Origin of the sequence: Dyadobacter sp., assembly GCF_051859145.1 — a bacterium.
Taxonomy (GTDB): Bacteria; Bacteroidota; Bacteroidia; order Cytophagales; family Spirosomataceae; genus Dyadobacter.
Genome location: NZ_JBHYGF010000576.1, coordinates 2,808 through 21,161 on the forward strand (window position 1 = coordinate 2,808; position 18,354 = coordinate 21,161).

The window sequence follows — 18,354 nt, forward strand, 5'->3', positions numbered from 1 at the left end:
ACTGGGTCACGCGCTGGTAGCCGCCGCTGTGGAGCAGGTAGATGCAACGCCTATGGAAGGTTTCGATGCGCAAAAGCTCGACGAGATTTTGGGCTTGAATGAAAAAGGGCTCCGCAGTGTTGTAATCATGACACTCGGCTTCCGTGATAGTGAAAAAGATCCGCTGGCCGGGGCCAAAAAGGTCAGAAGACCGCACGAGGATTTTTTTATTACAGTTTAGAAAAAGCTTGAACTATGAAAGTCGAAATATGGAGTGACGTGATGTGCCCGTTTTGCTATATCGGGAAAAGAAAGTTTGAAAATGCATTGGCAAAATTTCCAAACCGCGACAAGATCCAGGTAGAATGGAAAAGCTTCCAGCTGAATCCGCAGATGAAAACAGAGCCTGGTAAAAGCATCAACGAATATCTTGCCGAAACAAAAGGCTGGACGCCCGAGTATGCAAGTCAGGTGAACGATCACGTCACCAATATGGCAGCCGAAGTAGGACTTGAATATAATATGGACAAGGCTGTGCTCGCAAATTCATTCGACGCACACCGTTTTTTACAGTTTGCCAAAACGAAAGGACTGGGCGATGCGGCAGAGGAGCAGCTTTTTAAAGCCTATTTCACCGACGGAAAAAACACCGCCGACCACGATACACTGGTGGAACTGGGTACCGCGATTGGCCTCGACTCTGCGGAGTTGAGAGCTGTACTTGAAGGTACCCGTTTCAGCGAAGATGTGCGGCGCGATGTGTATGAAGCACAGCAGGTTGGTGCGCGCGGTGTACCATTCTTTGTGCTCGACCGCAAGTATGCTGTTTCTGGTGCGCAGCCTTCGGAAACATTCCTGGGTGCATTGCAGCAGTCTTTCGGAGAATGGGAAAAAGCCAATCCCCAGCCACTCGTTGCATTTGGCGACGGAGCAGCCTGCGATATCGACGGGGACTGTTAACCCCCTTCGAATGCAGGCGGTCGAAGGATAAAGCGGGCTGGTATGGTTATGTAGTAAAGTCAGGAACACGGGTTTAGTTATTGGGCTATTTTGTGCTATTTGCGCAAAATAGTTGCACAATAATCAGAAATCCGCCGTTTCTATCAGCACTTTACACTAATACTATGCGTTTTGCATTGCTCTCATTATTGTTTTCCGCCTTTTGTGGATTTTCATACGCGGGCGGTATCCGGGGGAAAATCAGTACAAAAATTGGCGAACCGCTGCCTTATGCGGGCATTGCAGTTAAAGGAAACAGCAATGGAACGATGGCGAATGCAGACGGTGACTACGAGTTTGCATTGCCCGCCGGGACTTACGAAATCAACTTCCAGTTTCTGGGTTTCAAATCTTTAACCAAAACAGTTACGATCGCAGACGATTTCGTTGAGCTGAATGTAACCCTGGAAGAGCAGGCGCTTAATCTCAATGAAGCAACGGTAGGAAAAACCAAAGAAGACCCCGCGTATAGCATCATGCGCCGCGCGATTGCAAAAGCGCGTTTTCACCAGTTGCAGGTGCGGGGCTATACAGCCAAAGTTTATTCAAGAAGCACCGCGCTGCCCACCAAAATCCCTTATCTGCTGGAAAAGCGATTGAAAAAAGAGGGTATCCAGGAAGGAAAAGCATTCATCAATGAGAGTGTGGCCGAGATTAAATACCGGCGGCCCAACAGTTACAGCCAGCGCATTGTTTCTACACGCAACAGCCTCGACAACAGCATCCCCTCCCCCAACGATTACATTCTCGCAAGTTTATACAGTCCCGAAATTGCAGGTACCATCTCGCCGCTTTCGCCCAAAGCATTTTCATATTATAAATTTGAATACGAAGGCTATTTTGAAGAGCGGGGGCAGCTTGTTAATAAAATCAAAGTAGTGCCGAAAGCTTACGGAGAAGGTGTTTTCAAAGGCAGTCTCTTTATCCTGGAAGATCGCTGGGCAATTCACAGCTACGATTTGCAGACTACCACGAGCGGGCTGGAAATTTCTGCAAAACAGCTTTTCAGTCCCATTCAGAATGTGTGGATACCGGTTAACCAACATTTCCGGCTCACAGGAAGTTACCTCGGCTTTGCAGGTGAATTCAAATACCTGGTTTCACTGACCTACCAGAAGCTCGACGTGGATCCGGGCTTGAAGGAGGATATTGTAATCAATGATCATAAAAACGCGCCGGAAAAGGAAGTTGCCGGCAAGACAAAAAACCTGGATAATCTGATCCAGGAACAAAAGGAATTTTCGACCAAAAACTTTCGTAAACTGACAAAACAGTACGAAAAGGAACAGAAAAAAGAAAAGAAGGTCGCGATCAGCGATGACCGGTTGGTTCGCTCAGACTCCATTGTAATCGACTCAATGGCCAATAAGCGGGACACTACTTACTGGCAGGCACTGCGCCCGATCCCGCTGACCAAATCCGAGGTTTCGAGCTACAAAATGCAGGATAGCATTAAGGTTATCAAAGATTCTTTGGGTGTCAAAAAGCGGCCCGATTCACTTTATTTCAAACCAATGCACCTTGCCACAGGGAATAGTTATGCATTGGGTAACCGGACTACATTCTATTTCAAAAGTCCGATCTGGGCGATCAGCTATAATACGGTGGAAGGTAACTCTGTGAACCTGATCACCGAATGGACCAAGCGCTGGGGCAAGTCTTCTTATTTCAATGTGCGCCCATTAATCAGGTATTCTTTTGGCAGAAAGCGGGTTTATGGAAACCTGGAAACGAATATCGGCAACAACAAATGGAACCTGCTTTTATCAGGCGGGGAAATGGCGAGCCAGATCAATAATGAAAACCCGATCCCGCCACTGCCCAATAGTATGGCTGCCCGGTTCTTTGACCGGAACTTCATGAAGCTTTACCAAAAACAGTTTGGCAGAATGGAGTTTTCACTCAAAAACATTGCTGACGTTGTTACGCTGAATGCAGGTCTGGAATTTGAGCATCGGAAAGAGCTTTTCAATCAGGAAAGTGCGCGTCCAATATTTTTCTGGAACAAATACAGTTATACCTCCAACCGTCCGGACAATAAAGAACTGGCGAATACCGGATTCCCCATTCACAATGCAACAATCCTCGATTTGACCGCAACCATCCGTCCCTGGCGCAGGTACCTGATCAGAAATGGTGAAAAACGTTACCTGAGAAGTCGCGGACCTTCGTTTATTGTAAACTATAAAAGCGGGCTTGCATTCGCCGGTGATGTCGACTACTCGCTGTTGCAGGGAACGATCAGGCAAAACCTGAACCTCGGTCCAAGAAGCAGCCTGGAATATTTTGTAAACGGAGGTGGGTTTTTGAGCAAAAACAAAATGTACTTTCCCGACTACCGGCACTTTATGGGCAATGAGTTTTTCTTCCAGTACGCCTACCCACCCGACCAGTTCAGAATGCTGCCATACTATCAATACAGTACCGCAAGCCGCTTCTTCCAGGCGCATGCTACATTCAGCACACAAAGGTTTGTGATTACCCGGATAGAAGCGTTGCGGACCACCGGCATCTCTGAGACTTTGCAATTGCATTATCTGAGCGTACCGACGATCCGCAACTATTCGGAAATCGTGTATGGAATTGATGATATCCTGCGGGTGCTGCGACTGGAAGCTGTGGCCCAGTTTCACGGCACCAAATTCCAGGGAATGGGCTGGCGCTTCGGCACTTCCATTCGCATTGGCAGGTAATTATTTACCAGCAGGCGCCTTAAAGCGCGGCGTTTCCTTCGGTAACAATGGATAAATGTTGTTGTCAGGATTGATATCCGCCATTCTCATACTCGGGTCAATCACGATCAGCGAAATATCTGTCGGGTTGCGATTGATTGAGAAGCTGTACTCGGGATAAGTCCAGCCCCAGTCGGGCAGCAGAGTGGTTTTTGCATATAATTTCTCATCCTTCTCACCCCGCATAATTTCCAAGGGAATGTAAAAATTCTCCTGCGTTCCGTCTTTGTAGCTTACCACGATATCCAGCGGCATTGGCATTTGGCCGATTCTCTCAATTACAATATCTGTTCTTCCTGCATTCGGAACTACTTCTTTAATACTGTAATCAATGGTTTTGGTAGTACCTACAAAGTCCTCCACGTACCAGTCCAGTTCCAAACCTGATTCTTTTTCCATAATCCGTTTCAAATCGGTCGGATTTGGGTGTTTGAATTTCCATTCATTGAAATACCGCTTCATCCCGCTCGCGAGCTTGTCCTTTCCGATGATGTAACCAAGCTGGTTCAGGAATACAGATCCTTTTGAGTAAGCGCCGATCGAGTAAGCGCGGTTGGTATTATAATGGTCTGAATGCGTGGTAAGCGGCTCTTCCAATCCCGATTTCGCCAGGCTCCTGTAACTTGCGGTACTACCTCTGTGGGGATCATTCCGGGAGGGAGAAAGCTCCGCCATTACCAGGTTCTCTGCATAAGTTGTAAAACCTTCATCCATCCAGGCGTATTTGGATTCGTTGGTTCCCAAAATCATCTGAAACCAGCTGTGAATGGATTCGTGCACGGTTACACCTACCAAACCAGGCAGCTTTTGTCTACCCAGAATCAATGTACCCATCGGATATTCCATTCCACCGTCACCTCCCTGGATTACCGAGTATTGTTTGTAAGGATACCGGCCAAATTTCTCATTCATAATCTGAAAACAGCGTACTGCCAGCGGCTGCAAATCTTTCCAGGCTTTGGCAATGGAATCTGTTTCCGGCTGGTAGAAAAAGTGCAGATCAAGCTTGTCGTCCACTTTCACTACGTCATGCTTGTAGTTCCTGTCGGCCGCCCACATAAAATCGTGCACTTCGGGTGCGATGAAATGCCAGGTCAGCTTCTCGCCGGGTTTGTGGGTTACCTGTGTTTGTGAATAACCGTGGCCGATTCTGTCAGGATTTTGAAGGTAACCTGTCGCAGCAATTGTGTAAGCTGCATCCATTTTGATTTTTACATCAAAATCCCCCCAGATACCATAAAACTCGCGGGCAATGTAAGGATTGGAATGCCAGCCTTCGTAATCATATTCACTCATTTTAGGATACCACTGCGCCATGGAATAGTCGATACCTTCGCGGTTGTCGCGACCGGTTCTTCTGATTTGCAGGGGTACCTGCGCCTCAAATTCCATGTCGAAAGTATGCTGCGACTTCGGCAGGATCTTCTCGTTCAATGTTACTTCCAGAATTGTCCCGACTACCTCGTACTTCACAGCCTTCCCATTATGCTTCAAGGAAAGCACTTTTTCGTAGCCGATTTCGGAAGGTGATAGTTTCGAGATCCGGTCTTTCACCCGAGCATCAGGATCGCTGATCGTTCTCGACCGCACGTCCATCTGGCTTCCGGGCTGGAATGCGTTCAGGTATAAATGATAAAAGACCTTGTGCAGGGTATCCGGTGAATTGTTGCTGTAAACCAGCTTTTGGGTGCCTTTATATTGGTGTTTGGTATCGTCAAAATCGACTTCCATCTGATACTTGGCGCGTTGCTGCCAGCGATCGCTTTGTGCTGAAACTTTTGTGATCACCGGAATGACAAGCAGCAGCAATACTTTGAATTTCATTATAAATAATTAATTAGCAGGTTGTGAATTACTTGGTTTAATCAAAATAACGTTTTTACCCGATTTGAATTTTGGAACAACCCGGATATGCTTGTTGCAGTTATAATTAAAACGCTATGAAACTGTATAAAAAATGAACTTTCCTCCTTATTCTGGGCATCATTCTCTACAACAAAGCGTAGTAAATGCCGCTCAGAATGGCTGAATCGTCGATTTAGCCGTTTTTTACAGTCTTAAAACTTTTGGCACATAATTGGTAAATAGTTAAGCATAGATATTAGAAAACTAAACACTTTGTCAATTATGCTTAAATGGACCGTAATATTTCTGATTGTAGCTATTATAGCCGGTGTTCTTGGATTTGGCGGAATAGCAGCTGGTGCAGCCGGAATCGCTAAGATTCTTTTCTTCGTATTCCTTGTACTGTTTGTATTAAGTTTACTAAGTCGCGGAGTCGGGCGATCCTGATTTACGCAGATAAAAAAATGAAAAAAGCGGTCTCAGGCCGCTTTTTTCATTTTAGCTTATTCCCATTCGATCGTTGCCGGCGGTTTGGAAGATATATCGTAAACGACGCGGTTCACGCCTTTTACGCGATTGATAATATCATTGGAAACTTCGGCAAGGAACTCGTAAGGCAAATGCGCCCAGTCGGCTGTCATTCCGTCCACAGAAGTTACTGCGCGCAAGGCAACTACACTTTCATAAGTCCGCTCATCACCCATTACACCCACACTCTGAACCGGCAAAAGCATTGCGCCTGCCTGCCAGACTTCTTTATACAAATCCCATTTCCGCAGCCCGCCAATGAAAATCGCGTCTACTTCCTGCAGTATCGCTATTTTTTCAGGAGTTATCTCACCCAGAATACGGATCGCGAGCCCTGGCCCAGGGAATGGGTGGCGGCTTAAAATTTTATCATCAATTCCCAAAGTGCGACCTACTGCTCTTACCTCATCTTTAAACAAGGTATTCAGCGGCTCTACCACTTTGAGCTTCATGAAATCAGGCAACCCACCCACATTGTGGTGTGATTTGATCGTAGCCGAAGGTCCTTTAATCGAAACAGACTCGATCACATCAGGATAAATAGTACCCTGACCCAGCCATTTCACTTCCTCAATCAAATGTGCTTCCTGATCGAAAATATCAATGAATGCTTTTCCTATTGCTTTCCGCTTCGCTTCCGGCTCGCTCAATCCGGATAGCAGCTGATAAAAGTGCGATTTTGAATCAACACCTTTGATATTCAACCCCATATCCTGGTAAGAATGCAGTACTTCGGCGAATTCGTCTTTTCTTAAAAGTCCATTATCTACGAAAATACAATACAGGTTTTTACCAATCGCCTGGTGCACCAATGTAGCCGCAACAGTTGAATCCACACCGCCGGAAAGCGCCATTACCACTTTATCGTCTCCCAGTTTTTTGCGCAGCTGGGCAACAGTCTGCTCTACAAATGATTCGGAAGTCCAGTCCTGCTTGCAACCGCAAATGTTGGTTACAAAGTTGTGCATCAGCTTCTTCCCTTCTGTTGTGTGGGTTACTTCCGGGTGAAACTGTATTCCGTAAGTCAGCTCATCTTCAATCTTGAATGCAGCTACTTTAACCGATTCGGTAGAAGCAATCACATGGAAGTTTTCAGGTGCGCGAACAATGGTATCACCGTGCGACATCCAAACCTGTGAAGATTCGGACAAACCGGCCAGCAAAGAAGAATCGTTATCATCAATACCCAATTTCGCACGGCCGTATTCGCGGTGCTGCGACGGTTTCACATCGCCGCCCAGCTCTTGGGCCAGCAACTGCGCACCATAGCAAACGCCGAGTACCGGCACTACTTTGCGGAATTTGTCAAGATCTATTCTTGGAGAATCAACGTCCCGAACGGAGCAAGGGCTTCCTGAGAGAATGACACCTTTGATATTTGGAGTTAATTCGGGGTAATTGTTAAAAGGGTGGATTTCACAATAAACATTTAGCTCACGAACACGTCGCGCGATTAACTGAGTATACTGTGAACCAAAATCTAAGATCAGAATTTGTTCAGTCATATATATATGCTATCTAAAATGTAAAGGTAGGCAGATTGACCGAAATCAAAAAAACAAAAACACACCGCCTCGCTCGTGGCGCTATTTGACCATTCAAACTTTTTTTTGGTCGAAATGCAACATTCTTTACTCCTTTTGTATCTATCAAACGAAATTCAGCCACACACTTCCGCTTATATAACATTAAAACCACTTATGTAATCTAAGGTTCTATGTTATACCAAGTACTTACATTTGCAATGTACTCAGCGATTCACCCCTGATACATTGACCATAATTTATTAGCCATGAAATTCTTACTAAACCTAACTGTAGCACTGCTACTGATCGGAAATGCTGCGTTCGCCCAATCTTCGGCAAGTGTGCCGGGCAGCGGCAAAGTTTCCGGATCCGTTCTCGACGAAAAGTCCCAGGCATTCCCATTCGTGAATGTACTCCTGCTCCAAGCCAAAGACTCTACACTCGTAAAGGGACTTGCTGCGGATGAAAATGGCAAGTTTCAATTTGAACAGGTTTTAAACGGCAACTATATCGCCCTGGTCTCCATGGTTGGTTACCAAAAAAATTACAGCCAGTCATTTACAGTCGACAATAATGTCGTCGCACTTCCCGCATTTAATCTCAAAACAGATGTAAAAGCGCTGAACGAGGTTACTGTTGTAGCGAAAAAACCTTTTATCGAACAGGAGATCGACCGCACGGTTGTGAATGTGGAAAACAGCATTGTTTCAGCCGGCGCAACTGCATTGGAAGTACTTGAAAGAGCGCCAGGCGTGACGGTTGATCAGCAAAATGAGCAGCTGAAACTGCGCGGTAAAGAAGGTGTAATCGTGCAGATTGACGGAAAACAAACTTTTTTGTCCCAGCAGGAGCTGATTACATTATTACGCAACACCCCCAGCGACAACATAGAAAAGATTGAGCTGATCACCAATCCGTCTGCGAAATACGATGCAGCAGGTAACTCCGGGATCATCAACATCAAAATGAAGCGCAACAAGAATTACGGTGCCAATGGAAATATCAACCTTGGCGCTGCCTGGGCGAAATACGGACGGGGGAATGCTACTGCAACTATCAATCACAGAGCGGGTAAACTGAGCTCCTTTATCAGCGGCGGCGCATTTTTGAACAAAGGTTTTAACAATAACGACATTTACCGCACCATTCCTTTCGAAGGTAAAGTAACCATCTTCGATCAGCGCACCGAGCGGACCAACAAATCTGAATACTACAATGTGCGCGCCGGTATCGATTATTTTGCAACTGAAAAAAGCACGTTTGGTATCCTGGTTTCAGGTTTTTACAGCGAGTTCAGCAATCCTTTCGGACAAACCAATACCCGCATTCTTAATGAAGACCTGAGCTTGCAGCGCACTTTTCGTACCAATGTTTTCAATGGTGGTACCCAGAACAATATCAGTACCAACCTCAACTTTAAACACCAGTTTAACGACAAAGGCAAAGAGCTGACTTTTGATGTGGATTATGTAAGATATGGCGGCGACCGCACCAGCAACCTGGATACCCGCTATTACCTGCCAACCGGCGCAGAAGATGGAAGTCCAGAAACAGTCCGCAACAATATGCCTTCGGACATTAACATCGGCGTGGCAAAACTGGACTACGCGCAGCCGCTCTGGAAAGGCAAGTTTGAAACAGGCTTGAAATCCAGCTACGTGGCTTCTGACAATGATATGGTTTTTGAAACCAAAGCGGATGAATGGGTACTCGACCCTACCCGCTCCAACCGGTTTAAATACACGGAGAATGTCAATGCAGCTTACCTGAATTACAGCGGCAGCCTGACCAAAAAGATGAAATACCAGCTTGGTCTGCGCGGAGAGCATACGCACTCAATTGGTAATTCGGTGACTTTGAACCAAAAACGCGACCGGAATTACATTAACTTCTTCCCAAGTGTGTTCCTGTCCAACCAGCTCGATACAAACAACGTACTGAACATTTCATACAGCCGCCGGATCGACAGACCCAACTACCAGTCGCTTAATCCATTCGAATTTTACCTTGATCCATTTACTTTCCAAAAAGGAAATCCAAACCTTAAACCACAGTATACCAACTCCTTCCAGCTTGTTCACGTTTACAAAAGCTTCCTGAATACGACGCTGGCTTACAGCCGGATCAAGGATATGATCGCCGACGAGCTGCCGCAGCAAATCGCCTCAGAGAACAAGACTTTTGTAACTTCCGACAACCTGGACAACCAGGACAATCTTAGCCTCACAGTCTCATTTCCTATCAAAGTAGCCAAATGGTGGAACATACAGACCAACTTCACCGGGGTATATAACCACTATAACTCAGTATACCTGGAAGAAAAGCTGGTGATCAGTCAGGCGAGCTGGAATATGTACGCTGCCAACCAGTTTACGATTTCAAAAACCTGGTCGGGCGAGATTTCAGGCTGGTACAACAGCCGCGCATTCTACGGATTATATCAGGCGAAGCCGATGGGGATGCTGAATGCGGGTTTACAGAAAAATATCTGGAACAAAAAAGGCACGATCCGCCTGAATGTCAACGACATATTCTGGACCAACAGGTTCCGCGGAAGAGCAGTGTACAAGGATATTGATTTCTTCGTGAAATCACAATGGCCGAGCCGCCAGTTCAGGCTCACATTCACCTACAATTTTGGTAACCAAAATGTAAAAGGTGCCCGCCAGCGTAATACGGGATCGGATGATCTGCAGAAACGCGCAAATGGCGGAAGTTAGAGAGGAATCCCGGTCATAAGACCAGTATTCATAAATTAGTTAGGTTTGTTATGCAGAAAATCCATCTCGCAACTTGCGGGATGGATTTCTTTTTTAACTAATCTATGTTTTAAAAGACTAAGCTTCCAGTGCTGCAACGCCGGGAAGTACTTTGCCTTCCATATATTCAAGCAATGCACCGCCGCCGGTTGAAACGTAGCTCACGCGGTCACCATAACCTGCATTGTTGATCGCAGAAGCAGAGTCGCCACCGCCGATCAATGAAAATGCATCGTTTTCTTCGGTTACTGCTACTACTGCCTCGGCAATTGCATTGGTACCTTTTGCGAAGTTCGGGAATTCAAAAACGCCCATTGGTCCGTTCCAAAGTACTGTTTTGGAATTCTTGATGATTTCTGCAAAAATCTTCGCTGTTTCAGGACCAATGTCCAGACCTTCCCATTCGTCAGGGATTTCGCCGGCTGGTACTACTTTACGGTCCGCGTCGTTGGCAAAATTATCGGCAATTACGGTATCGACAGGAAGGATCAGGTTTACACCTTTATCTTTTGCTTTCTGAACCAGTTCCAGTGTAAGATCCTGCTTATCTGCTTCCAGAAGCGACTTTCCGATGCTGCCACCTTGTGCTTTTGAGAATGTATACGACATTCCGCCGCCGATGATCAGGTTATCCACTTTGTCGATCAAACGCTCGATAATGAGGATCTTATCAGAAATCTTCGCGCCGCCCATAATTGCGGTAAATGGTCTTTCAGAGTGTTCCAGCAATCTCTCAGCATTGTCGAGCTCAGCCTGCATCACATAACCGCAAACCTTGTCGGTGAAAAACTTACCGATCACCGCCGTGGAAGCGTGCGCGCGGTGCGCCGTTCCGAATGCGTCCATTACCCACACATCGCCCAGCTTCGAAAGCTTTTCTGCGAACTCCTCGTTACCTTTTTCTTCTTCCTTGTAAAAACGAAGGTTTTCCAGCAAGAGCACTTCTCCCGGCTGCAATGCGGCCGACAGTTCGGTTGCGCTTTCACCGATACAATCGTCGGCAAACTTCACGGTTTTGCCAAGTATCAGTGACAGCGGGTTCACCAGGTGTTTAAGAGAGTACTTTTCTGTCGGTCCGTCTTTGGGGCGGCCCAGGTGCGACATCAAAATAACGGCACCTCCGTCGTTGAGAATCTTACTGATTGTGGGAATTGTAGCACGGATACGGGTATCGTCCGTGATTTCAAATTTGTCATTAAGCGGGACGTTAAAATCCACGCGTACCAGGGCTTTTTTCCCTGAGAAATCATAAGAATCTAATGTAGTCATGGGCGGTAAAAATTGTTTTCCATAGATAACAAATGTAATCCAATTTCTTAATTATATACTATAATAGCGAGAATTCACAAGTTTTTAAATAGGTATAATGCAATTTTAACTCTGCATTTTTCTAAAAATTCTCAACTTAACAAAATTTTAATATCCTCCCATCTTTTAAAATCTTGCCTTAACTTTATACTTCCATTGAATTAGAAAATCCCGCTTAGATAGACGTGCCTTCGGATCAAATTGCAGAGAAAAACGGATTTCCAGTTGACCTTCCCCCCAAGTACTACCACGATTATTTCAGTTACGTTCTGGAATTTGTCAGGAAGCGGTATGCGCATTTGCTGAATGAAAAAGAATTGGGTTTCCTGGAAACTTATGACCGGCTTTCTGAGGATGCACAATGCCTTTTCATCCGTTTCAGCAACCGCAGCAAATCGTTTTTTCGTGTAAAAAGCCTCTCCTATTCCGAGATCACCGACTTGCCGGCTGTACTCGAAGAACTGCACGAGAACGGTTTTATAGAATCCATCTGCGACGCCCACGAACCGCGTTTCGGTGAAATCATGGAACTGTTTACCAAACCAGAGCACCTGCATTTTACCAAACTGCTCGAACCTGATGTAATGCCCGCTAAAAGTATCAAAAAGCCCGATCTGGTCCGCTGGCTAATGCATGATTACGATTTCAAAACCCTGTGCGAGATTATCACCGAAACTGAGCCGGTGGTAAAAGTGACCTTTGAAGCCGAGGTAATGCTGATGAAATTCCTGTTTTTCGGGAACCGGCATGCAGATATGACCGAGTTCGTGATCCGCGATCTGGGCCACGTGCGTTTTCAGTCTTTCGACGAACAGTTTCTCTCCATTCAGTTTGAAACGAGAAAGGAAGTTGACGATACCCTCACGGTTTCGTTGATGAAGGAAACTTTCGACGTGATCAAAAATGCATTGCCGCCCGAGGAAGTTTACGATTGGTTTATGAACTGGTACGCAGGCAATGGAACAGGCCTGGCACCGAAATCTTTACCTTCATTCAATTCCCTGATATTGAGAATAGGCGCGTGGCTCGAACGCAAAAAAATGCTTTCGCAAGCGCTGATTATTTATCAACTTACCAACGATGCGCCCGCCCGCGAGCGGCGAGTGCGGCTGCTGTATAACCTGGGCGAGGTGGAAGAAGCTTTGGCGCTTTGTGAAGAAATTGCAGAAAGCCCGCAGAATGCAGATGAACGCTATTTCAGTCTGGATTTCCAGGAAAAGATCCGGAACAAAAAGAGCAAGCGCGTGAAGCGGACTACCCAGGCGCTCAAAGATGCGACCGCGATTGAGGTACCTATTACATTCCGTTTCAATGTGGAATACGGCGCGCTGGAATATTACCGTGCGCAGGGTTACAATGCATTTTTCAGCGAAAATGAACCCTGGCGCGCCTTGTTCGGTCTGCTTTTCTGGGATATAATTTACGATACCAATGTGCAGACGATCCATAACCCGTTGCAACGCATTCCGTCCGACTTCTTTTTGCCCGATTTTTATTTCAAAAGATCGGCGCAGTTGAAGGAAAGACTGGAAGCCGCCAGCTCGCGCGAGATCATCGACGAGCTGGTCAGTCAGACATTTCAGGACAAATTCGGCATTACCAATGTGCTGGTACCCTGGTACGAAGGCGCGCTGGAAAAGGTATTGACGCTCACTTCGCTGGTTTCACCCGAAAAGATCCGTGCGGTGATGATGGAAATCGCATTGAACCTCCGCGAAAATACCCGCGGCTTTCCCGACTTGCTGGTCTGGAACGAAACCGAATATGCATTTATCGAGATCAAATCCCCGACTGACCACCTTTCATCGCGGCAGCTGCACTGGCAGCATTTCTTTGCCGAGCACGAAGTAAGCAGCCGCATTGTGCGCGTAAACTGGCTGCGGGATTAAGGTTATTTCAAAATAAAATCAGCGACAACCGGCAAGTGATCGGAAGCATACTTTTCATCAATAACCTTCGTGTTTGACGCTTTCAGGTTTTCGGATTTGTACATAATAAAATCAATTGTCTTGTTCGGCTTCTCTACCGGGATCGTGAAACCGCAATCGGTGCAGGTTCTTTTAAAATGCTGGTCGAGATAGGCGATTACTTTGCTTTCGGGCACTGCATTGAAGTCGCCCGCCAGGATCATCGGCAGCTCTGTTTTACCAAAATGATTGATAATGGTTTCAGCCTGCAACACGCGGTTAGGCTCTTTCAAACCCAGGTGAGTGCTCCCGAAAATCAGCTTCTTCGTATTTGGTAATGTAACTGTAATTGCGGCCACGGTCCGGTCTTCCTCTTTCAGCTCCGCGTGGATCGGCAATGCATATTTCACCGAATCAACAATCGGGAATTTTGATAAAACAGCCACACCATAATCGCCGCCGCCGTGGTCGATCGCTTTTGAGAAATAGAATTTCATTCCAGTGAGCGCGGCAAGCTGCTGCGCCTGGTTTTTTCCTTTTCCGGATCTTTCGGTATTTACATCCACTTCCTGCAAAGCCACAAAATCAGGTTTTTCTGCATTAATCACCTTCGCAATTGCTTCAATATCGATCTTGGTCCCGGCAGAAGGCGGATTGGCGTGGTGAATATTGTAGGTCATTACTTTGAAGCGCTGGTCTTTGCGCAGCACTTCGGAATACTCTTTTGAAAAGCCCGCCAGGGTAGCAAATCCCACAAGAATAAGCAGGACGCGGAAAACGTTTTTCATAAAAATCGGTTGGTTTAGGATTATTCAACTGCCAAAAATAAGCGTTTAGATTTTTTCCGCGCCAGCTTTTTAATTTTCATTATCATTACGAAATCATTAACCACCCATTTTTATGAGGCTAAAATTACTACTGCTGCTAGTGGCCGTATCAGCAGGCCTGGGCAATGCATTTGCGCAGACAAAACCGGGAGATGTGAAAACTTTCGCATTAGCCAACGGAATGAAGTTCCTCGTTTTGGAAGACCATTCCATTCCAAATGCCAACATGTACCTTTTCTGGAAAGTCGGCTCGCGCAACGAGGTGCACGGTATTACCGGACTCTCCCACTTTTTCGAGCACATGATGTTCAACGGTTCCAGGAATTTTGGGCCAAAAGAATTCGACCGTTTTATGGAAGCAAACGGCGGCTCTAACAATGCATATACCACCGAAAATGTGACGGTATACACCGACTGGTTCCAGAAAGATGCATTGGAGCCAATTTTCAAACTGGAAGCTGACCGCATTGCCAGCCTGTCCATTGATCCGAAAATGGTGGAGAGCGAGCGGGGTGTGGTACTTTCCGAACGCAGTACCGGTTTGGAAAACAGCAATTACCGCATGATCGGCGAGCTGGTGCAATCCGTCGCTTTTCAGGAACATCCGTATATGTTTCCGGTGATCGGGTTTGAGTCTGATATCAAGAGCTGGACGCAGGAAGACCTCGAAAATTATTTCAAAACCTACTACTCGCCCAACAATGCGACCGTTGTGGTTGTGGGCGATATTACGGTGGAGCAGGTGAAAAAGCTGGCTGACCAGTATATGGCGCCCATTCCGGCGCGCGGGTTACCTCCCAAAATCCGGACTGTGGAGCCGCCGCAGAATGGAGAAAGAAGGGTTACTGCATACAAGGACATTGCTACGCCAAATATTTTAATGGCATATCACGTGCCGGAAACCAAACACGAAGATTATTACGCGCTCGATTTGCTGAGCAGTCTGCTTACTTCCGGTAACTCTTCCCGGCTTACCAAGTCGCTTGTAATGGACTCAACCCTGGCTACCAGCGTATCGAGCTTCACCGACCAGAGCTTTGACCCGAGCCTTTTTGTGATCTACGCAATAGCGGGTGGCAATGTAGCTGCGCCGGATCTTGAAAAAGCAATCGATGCGCAAATTGACAAAATCATCAAAGAAGGTGTGACTGACACGGAACTTCAAAAAGTGAAAAACCAGAAGTTGATGGAATTCTATCGCACGCTGGAAACGATCAATGGAAAAGCGAACAGCCTGGGCAGTTACGATGTGTTTTTTGGTGATTACAAAAAGATGTTTGAAGCGCCTGATTTGTATAAAAAAGTGGGTGTGGAAGATATCAAGCGGGTTGCTGCCCAATACTTCACTTCCCGCAACCGGACAGTGGGATACCTGCTTCCTGAAAAATCAAAATAGCCCGTTGACATTCATTCATAAATATTCAGATATGAAAAAGATACTATTTGTGTGGGCAGCGCTGCTTTCGCTTTCTGCCTCGGCACAAAACAATTTTAAGCTGCCGGCTTACGAAAAGTTCAAGCTGAAAAACGGGCTGACCGTTTACCTAATGGAGCAGCACGAAGTTCCATTGATCAATGTATCTGCCGTTTTTGAAGCAGGTTCCATCAACGACGGCGACCGCGCAGGGATGGCGCTCGTGACTTCAGACGCATTACTTTTCGGTACCGAAAAATACACGAAACCGCAAATTGAAGAAGCAACTGACTTCGTAGGCGCGACTTTGAATGCATTCGCGTCAAAGGATATGGCGGGTATTAGTTCTTCTTTTGCGACAAAAGATCAGGATAAGTTGCTGGATATCATTCAACAGATATTGGTGCATCCGGTTTTTGACAAAACTGAATTTGACAAATACAAGCAGCGGACGCTCGTGCAGTTGATGCAGCAAAAAGAAAGTCCTCGCTCGGTAATCGGCCACTACTACAATGCGTTCCTGTTCGGCAATTTCCCTTACGCGATTGCCGGCGACGGTACGCAGGCGAGTGTCTCGAAGATGACAGCTGAGGATGCCAGTGCATTTTACAAAAGCAACTATACTTCCGGCCGCGGCGCGATTGCAGTAGTAGGTGACTTCAAAACTGCCGATATGAAGAAGAAAATCACAGCCCTTTTTGGCTCGTGGAAAACGGCCGATTACCGAATGGTAAAACGCGTGGCGCCTGACCTGGAATTTGAGAAAAGCCGCGTGCTGCTGGTTGACAAGCCCGACGCACGAGAAACCACATTCATGATCGGCGGAAAGGGAGTTGATTATAATTCAGCAGATTATGTGCCAATTATGGTGGTAAATACGGTACTCGGCGGCCGGTTTACCTCTTGGCTCAACGATGCATTGCGGGTGAATTCCGGTTTGACTTACGGTGCCAGAAGCCAGTTTTCACGCAATAAATTCGCAGGTACATTCAGCATTTTCACTTTTACCAAAAACTCCACAACCGTCCCGGCCATCGATATGGCGGTGCAGGTACTGGATAGTTTGCATAAAACCGGCCTGAGCGAAGAGGTACTTAAATCTGCCAAAGCGTATGTAAAAGGCAGCTTCCCGCCTACATTCGAGTCAGCCGGAGCACTTGCGCGGCTGCTTACGGATATGCACATTTATGGTTTTGACGAAAATTATATCAACACATTTCAAACCAAAGTCGACGGCCTGACGCCAGCCCGCGCGAAGGAAATTATCGATACCTACTTCCCGAAAGACAAGCTGCAATTCGTCCTCATCGGAAAAGCCAGCGAAATCCGCGATCAGGTGAAGAAGTACGGAGATATTACCGAGAAGCAGATTAAGGCTGACGGGTTTTAGTATAATTGAACGAGGTATTTACTTTTAGTAGCATTGTGCATTTGTGCTTCGACTGCGCTCAGCATGACAAGGCTTGATTATGACGCTGATGCAATCAGGCTTTGTCAGGCTGAGCGCACCGGGCCGCCGGGCGGTCGAAGCCACGAGGCACAATTTCACATTAACTGATAATTAAAAAATGAACAAACTATTAAAAACGTGTCTGTTTGCTGCTGCTGCTTTGGTGGGGCAGGAGGCGGTTTTAGCGCAGGGTAAGGTTTATACGAGCCCGATTGGCTTGCAGGCTTATACTTTCCGCGGCAGCTGGCCGAAGGGTATTGAAGCCACGCTCGATACCATTAAATCGCTGGGCGTAACTGAAATGGAAGGCGGGCCGATCAAGGGTATGACCACCGAAGAACTGCGCAAGCAGCTCGATAAGCGCGGCATCAAAATGGTCTCGATCGGTGCAGATTACAAGCTTTTGGCCGAAAGTACAGCGCAGACGATCAAGGATGCGAAAACTCTGGGAGCCAAATACGTGATGGTAGCCTGGATTCCTCATAACGGAAAATTCGATCTCGAAACTGCGAAAAAAGCAGTAGCTGACTTCAACAAAGCAGGAAAGGAGTTGAAAGAAGCAGGGATAGAGCTGACTTACCACAACCACGGCTACGAATTTGAGCCTTATGAAGATGGTACCCTGTTTGACTACATCGTCAAAAACACCAATCCTGAATACGTTAACTTCGAAATGGACGTACTCTGGACAGCATTCCCAGGCCAGGACCCAGCCAAGTTGCTATTGAAATATCCAACGCGCTGGAAACTAATGCACCTGAAAGACCTGAAAAAAGGAGTAGTAGGTAACCTCTCCGGCGGTACTCCCACTACCAACGACGTAGCATTAGGAACCGGCCAGATAGACATTCCCGCAACACTCAAAGCCGCCAAGAAAGTTGGGATCAAACATTATTTCATTGAAGACGAAAGTCCAAGCTACTTGAAGCAGATACCTCAGACTATTGCTTATATTACTTCTATTAAGGAGTGATTTAGAAGGGAGTAAGGAGGAAAGGGAGGTCTTCGACTGCGCTCCTTTAGATTAGCAATGTATTAGGGAAATAAGATTGGTGTAGGTAAATTAATGAAATGAGAAGG

At 46.5% G+C, this 18,354-nt stretch carries 12 protein-coding genes and 1 pseudogene; 9 read left to right on the forward strand and 4 right to left on the reverse strand.

The genetic code is table 11. From position 1 onward, the window contains the following. The 3 genes and pseudogenes from ACTIE6_RS24330 to ACTIE6_RS24340 form a co-directional block, all read left to right on the forward strand. Window positions 1–220, forward strand: a pseudogene (locus tag ACTIE6_RS24330) (NAD(P)H-dependent oxidoreductase); the annotation flags it as partial. 14 nt (window positions 221–234) lie between these two features. Then, a complete protein-coding gene (locus ACTIE6_RS24335) occupies window positions 235–939 on the forward strand; it encodes a DsbA family oxidoreductase (RefSeq protein ID WP_439559095.1) in 705 nt (234 codons plus the stop codon). 164 nt (window positions 940–1,103) lie between these two features. Next, window positions 1,104–3,671 (forward strand): DUF5686 and carboxypeptidase regulatory-like domain-containing protein, encoded by a 2,568-nt coding sequence (locus ACTIE6_RS24340; RefSeq protein WP_439559096.1) that lies wholly within the window; start codon window positions 1,104–1,106, stop codon window positions 3,669–3,671. On the opposite strand, the gene ACTIE6_RS24345 is transcribed toward ACTIE6_RS24340, so the two are convergent. Then, on the reverse strand, window positions 3,672–5,534 hold the full coding sequence (locus tag ACTIE6_RS24345; protein ID WP_439559097.1) for a M1 family metallopeptidase: 1,863 nt from the start codon (window positions 5,532–5,534) through the stop codon (window positions 3,672–3,674). Between the two features lie 303 nt (window positions 5,535–5,837). On the opposite strand from ACTIE6_RS24345, the gene ACTIE6_RS24350 reads away from it, so the two are divergent. Next, entirely contained in the window at window positions 5,838–6,002 is a 165-nt protein-coding gene (locus ACTIE6_RS24350) for a DUF1328 family protein (protein WP_031526823.1), read from the forward strand. 56 nt (window positions 6,003–6,058) lie between these two features. Here the strand turns inward: ACTIE6_RS24350 and guaA are convergent, their stop codons facing one another. Then, entirely contained in the window at window positions 6,059–7,588 is a 1,530-nt protein-coding gene (gene guaA / locus ACTIE6_RS24355; RefSeq protein ID WP_439559098.1) for a glutamine-hydrolyzing GMP synthase, read from the reverse strand. A gap of 287 nt (window positions 7,589–7,875) precedes the next feature. On the opposite strand from guaA, the gene ACTIE6_RS24360 reads away from it, so the two are divergent. Continuing rightward, window positions 7,876–10,329 (forward strand): outer membrane beta-barrel protein, encoded by a 2,454-nt coding sequence (locus ACTIE6_RS24360; RefSeq protein WP_439559099.1) that lies wholly within the window; start codon window positions 7,876–7,878, stop codon window positions 10,327–10,329. 117 nt (window positions 10,330–10,446) lie between these two features. On the opposite strand, the gene ACTIE6_RS24365 is transcribed toward ACTIE6_RS24360, so the two are convergent. Then, a complete protein-coding gene (locus ACTIE6_RS24365; protein ID WP_439559100.1) occupies window positions 10,447–11,637 on the reverse strand; it encodes a phosphoglycerate kinase in 1,191 nt (396 codons plus the stop codon). 224 nt (window positions 11,638–11,861) lie between these two features. Here ACTIE6_RS24365 and ACTIE6_RS24370 point away from each other — a divergent pair, with 224 nt between their 5' ends. After that, complete coding sequence (locus ACTIE6_RS24370) at window positions 11,862–13,565, forward strand: VRR-NUC domain-containing protein (protein WP_439559101.1); 1,704 nt, start codon at window positions 11,862–11,864, stop codon at window positions 13,563–13,565. 2 nt (window positions 13,566–13,567) lie between these two features. On the opposite strand, the gene ACTIE6_RS24375 is transcribed toward ACTIE6_RS24370, so the two are convergent. Beyond that, window positions 13,568–14,371 carry an endonuclease/exonuclease/phosphatase family protein gene (locus tag ACTIE6_RS24375; protein WP_439559102.1) on the reverse strand — a complete coding sequence of 268 codons (804 nt, stop codon included), beginning with the start codon at window positions 14,369–14,371 and terminating at the stop codon, window positions 13,568–13,570. Window positions 14,372–14,483: 112 nt separating this feature from the next. Between ACTIE6_RS24375 and ACTIE6_RS24380 the strand changes: the two genes are divergently transcribed. The 3 genes from ACTIE6_RS24380 to ACTIE6_RS24390 all read left to right on the forward strand — a co-directional run bounded on the left by ACTIE6_RS24380 (window position 14,484) and on the right by ACTIE6_RS24390 (window position 18,247). Then, a complete protein-coding gene (locus ACTIE6_RS24380; protein WP_439559103.1) occupies window positions 14,484–15,806 on the forward strand; it encodes a M16 family metallopeptidase in 1,323 nt (440 codons plus the stop codon). A gap of 31 nt (window positions 15,807–15,837) precedes the next feature. Next, window positions 15,838–17,214, forward strand: a complete 1,377-nt coding sequence (locus tag ACTIE6_RS24385; RefSeq protein ID WP_439559104.1) for a M16 family metallopeptidase — start codon at window positions 15,838–15,840, stop codon at window positions 17,212–17,214. 178 nt (window positions 17,215–17,392) lie between these two features. After that, on the forward strand, window positions 17,393–18,247 hold the full coding sequence (locus tag ACTIE6_RS24390; RefSeq protein WP_439559105.1) for a sugar phosphate isomerase/epimerase family protein: 855 nt from the start codon (window positions 17,393–17,395) through the stop codon (window positions 18,245–18,247). Window positions 18,248–18,354: the final 107 nt, after the last annotated feature.

Bases quoted from the DNA above. Each gene is read 5' to 3' on its own strand.
- ACTIE6_RS24335 (WP_439559095.1), top strand. From the start codon at position 235: ATGAAAGTCGAAATATGGAGTGACGTGATGTGCCCGTTTTGCTATATC.
- ACTIE6_RS24360 (WP_439559099.1), top strand. From the start codon at position 7,876: ATGAAATTCTTACTAAACCTAACTGTAGCACTGCTACTGATCGGAAAT.
- guaA (WP_439559098.1), bottom strand. From the start codon at position 7,588: ATGACTGAACAAATTCTGATCTTAGATTTTGGTTCACAGTATACTCAG.
- ACTIE6_RS24345 (WP_439559097.1), bottom strand. From the start codon at position 5,534: ATGAAATTCAAAGTATTGCTGCTGCTTGTCATTCCGGTGATCACAAAA.
- ACTIE6_RS24390 (WP_439559105.1), top strand. From the start codon at position 17,393: ATGAACAAACTATTAAAAACGTGTCTGTTTGCTGCTGCTGCTTTGGTG.
- ACTIE6_RS24375 (WP_439559102.1), bottom strand. From the start codon at position 14,371: ATGAAAAACGTTTTCCGCGTCCTGCTTATTCTTGTGGGATTTGCTACC.
- ACTIE6_RS24340 (WP_439559096.1), top strand. From the start codon at position 1,104: ATGCGTTTTGCATTGCTCTCATTATTGTTTTCCGCCTTTTGTGGATTT.
- ACTIE6_RS24380 (WP_439559103.1), top strand. From the start codon at position 14,484: ATGAGGCTAAAATTACTACTGCTGCTAGTGGCCGTATCAGCAGGCCTG.
- ACTIE6_RS24350 (WP_031526823.1), top strand. From the start codon at position 5,838: ATGCTTAAATGGACCGTAATATTTCTGATTGTAGCTATTATAGCCGGT.
- ACTIE6_RS24385 (WP_439559104.1), top strand. From the start codon at position 15,838: ATGAAAAAGATACTATTTGTGTGGGCAGCGCTGCTTTCGCTTTCTGCC.
- ACTIE6_RS24365 (WP_439559100.1), bottom strand. From the start codon at position 11,637: ATGACTACATTAGATTCTTATGATTTCTCAGGGAAAAAAGCCCTGGTA.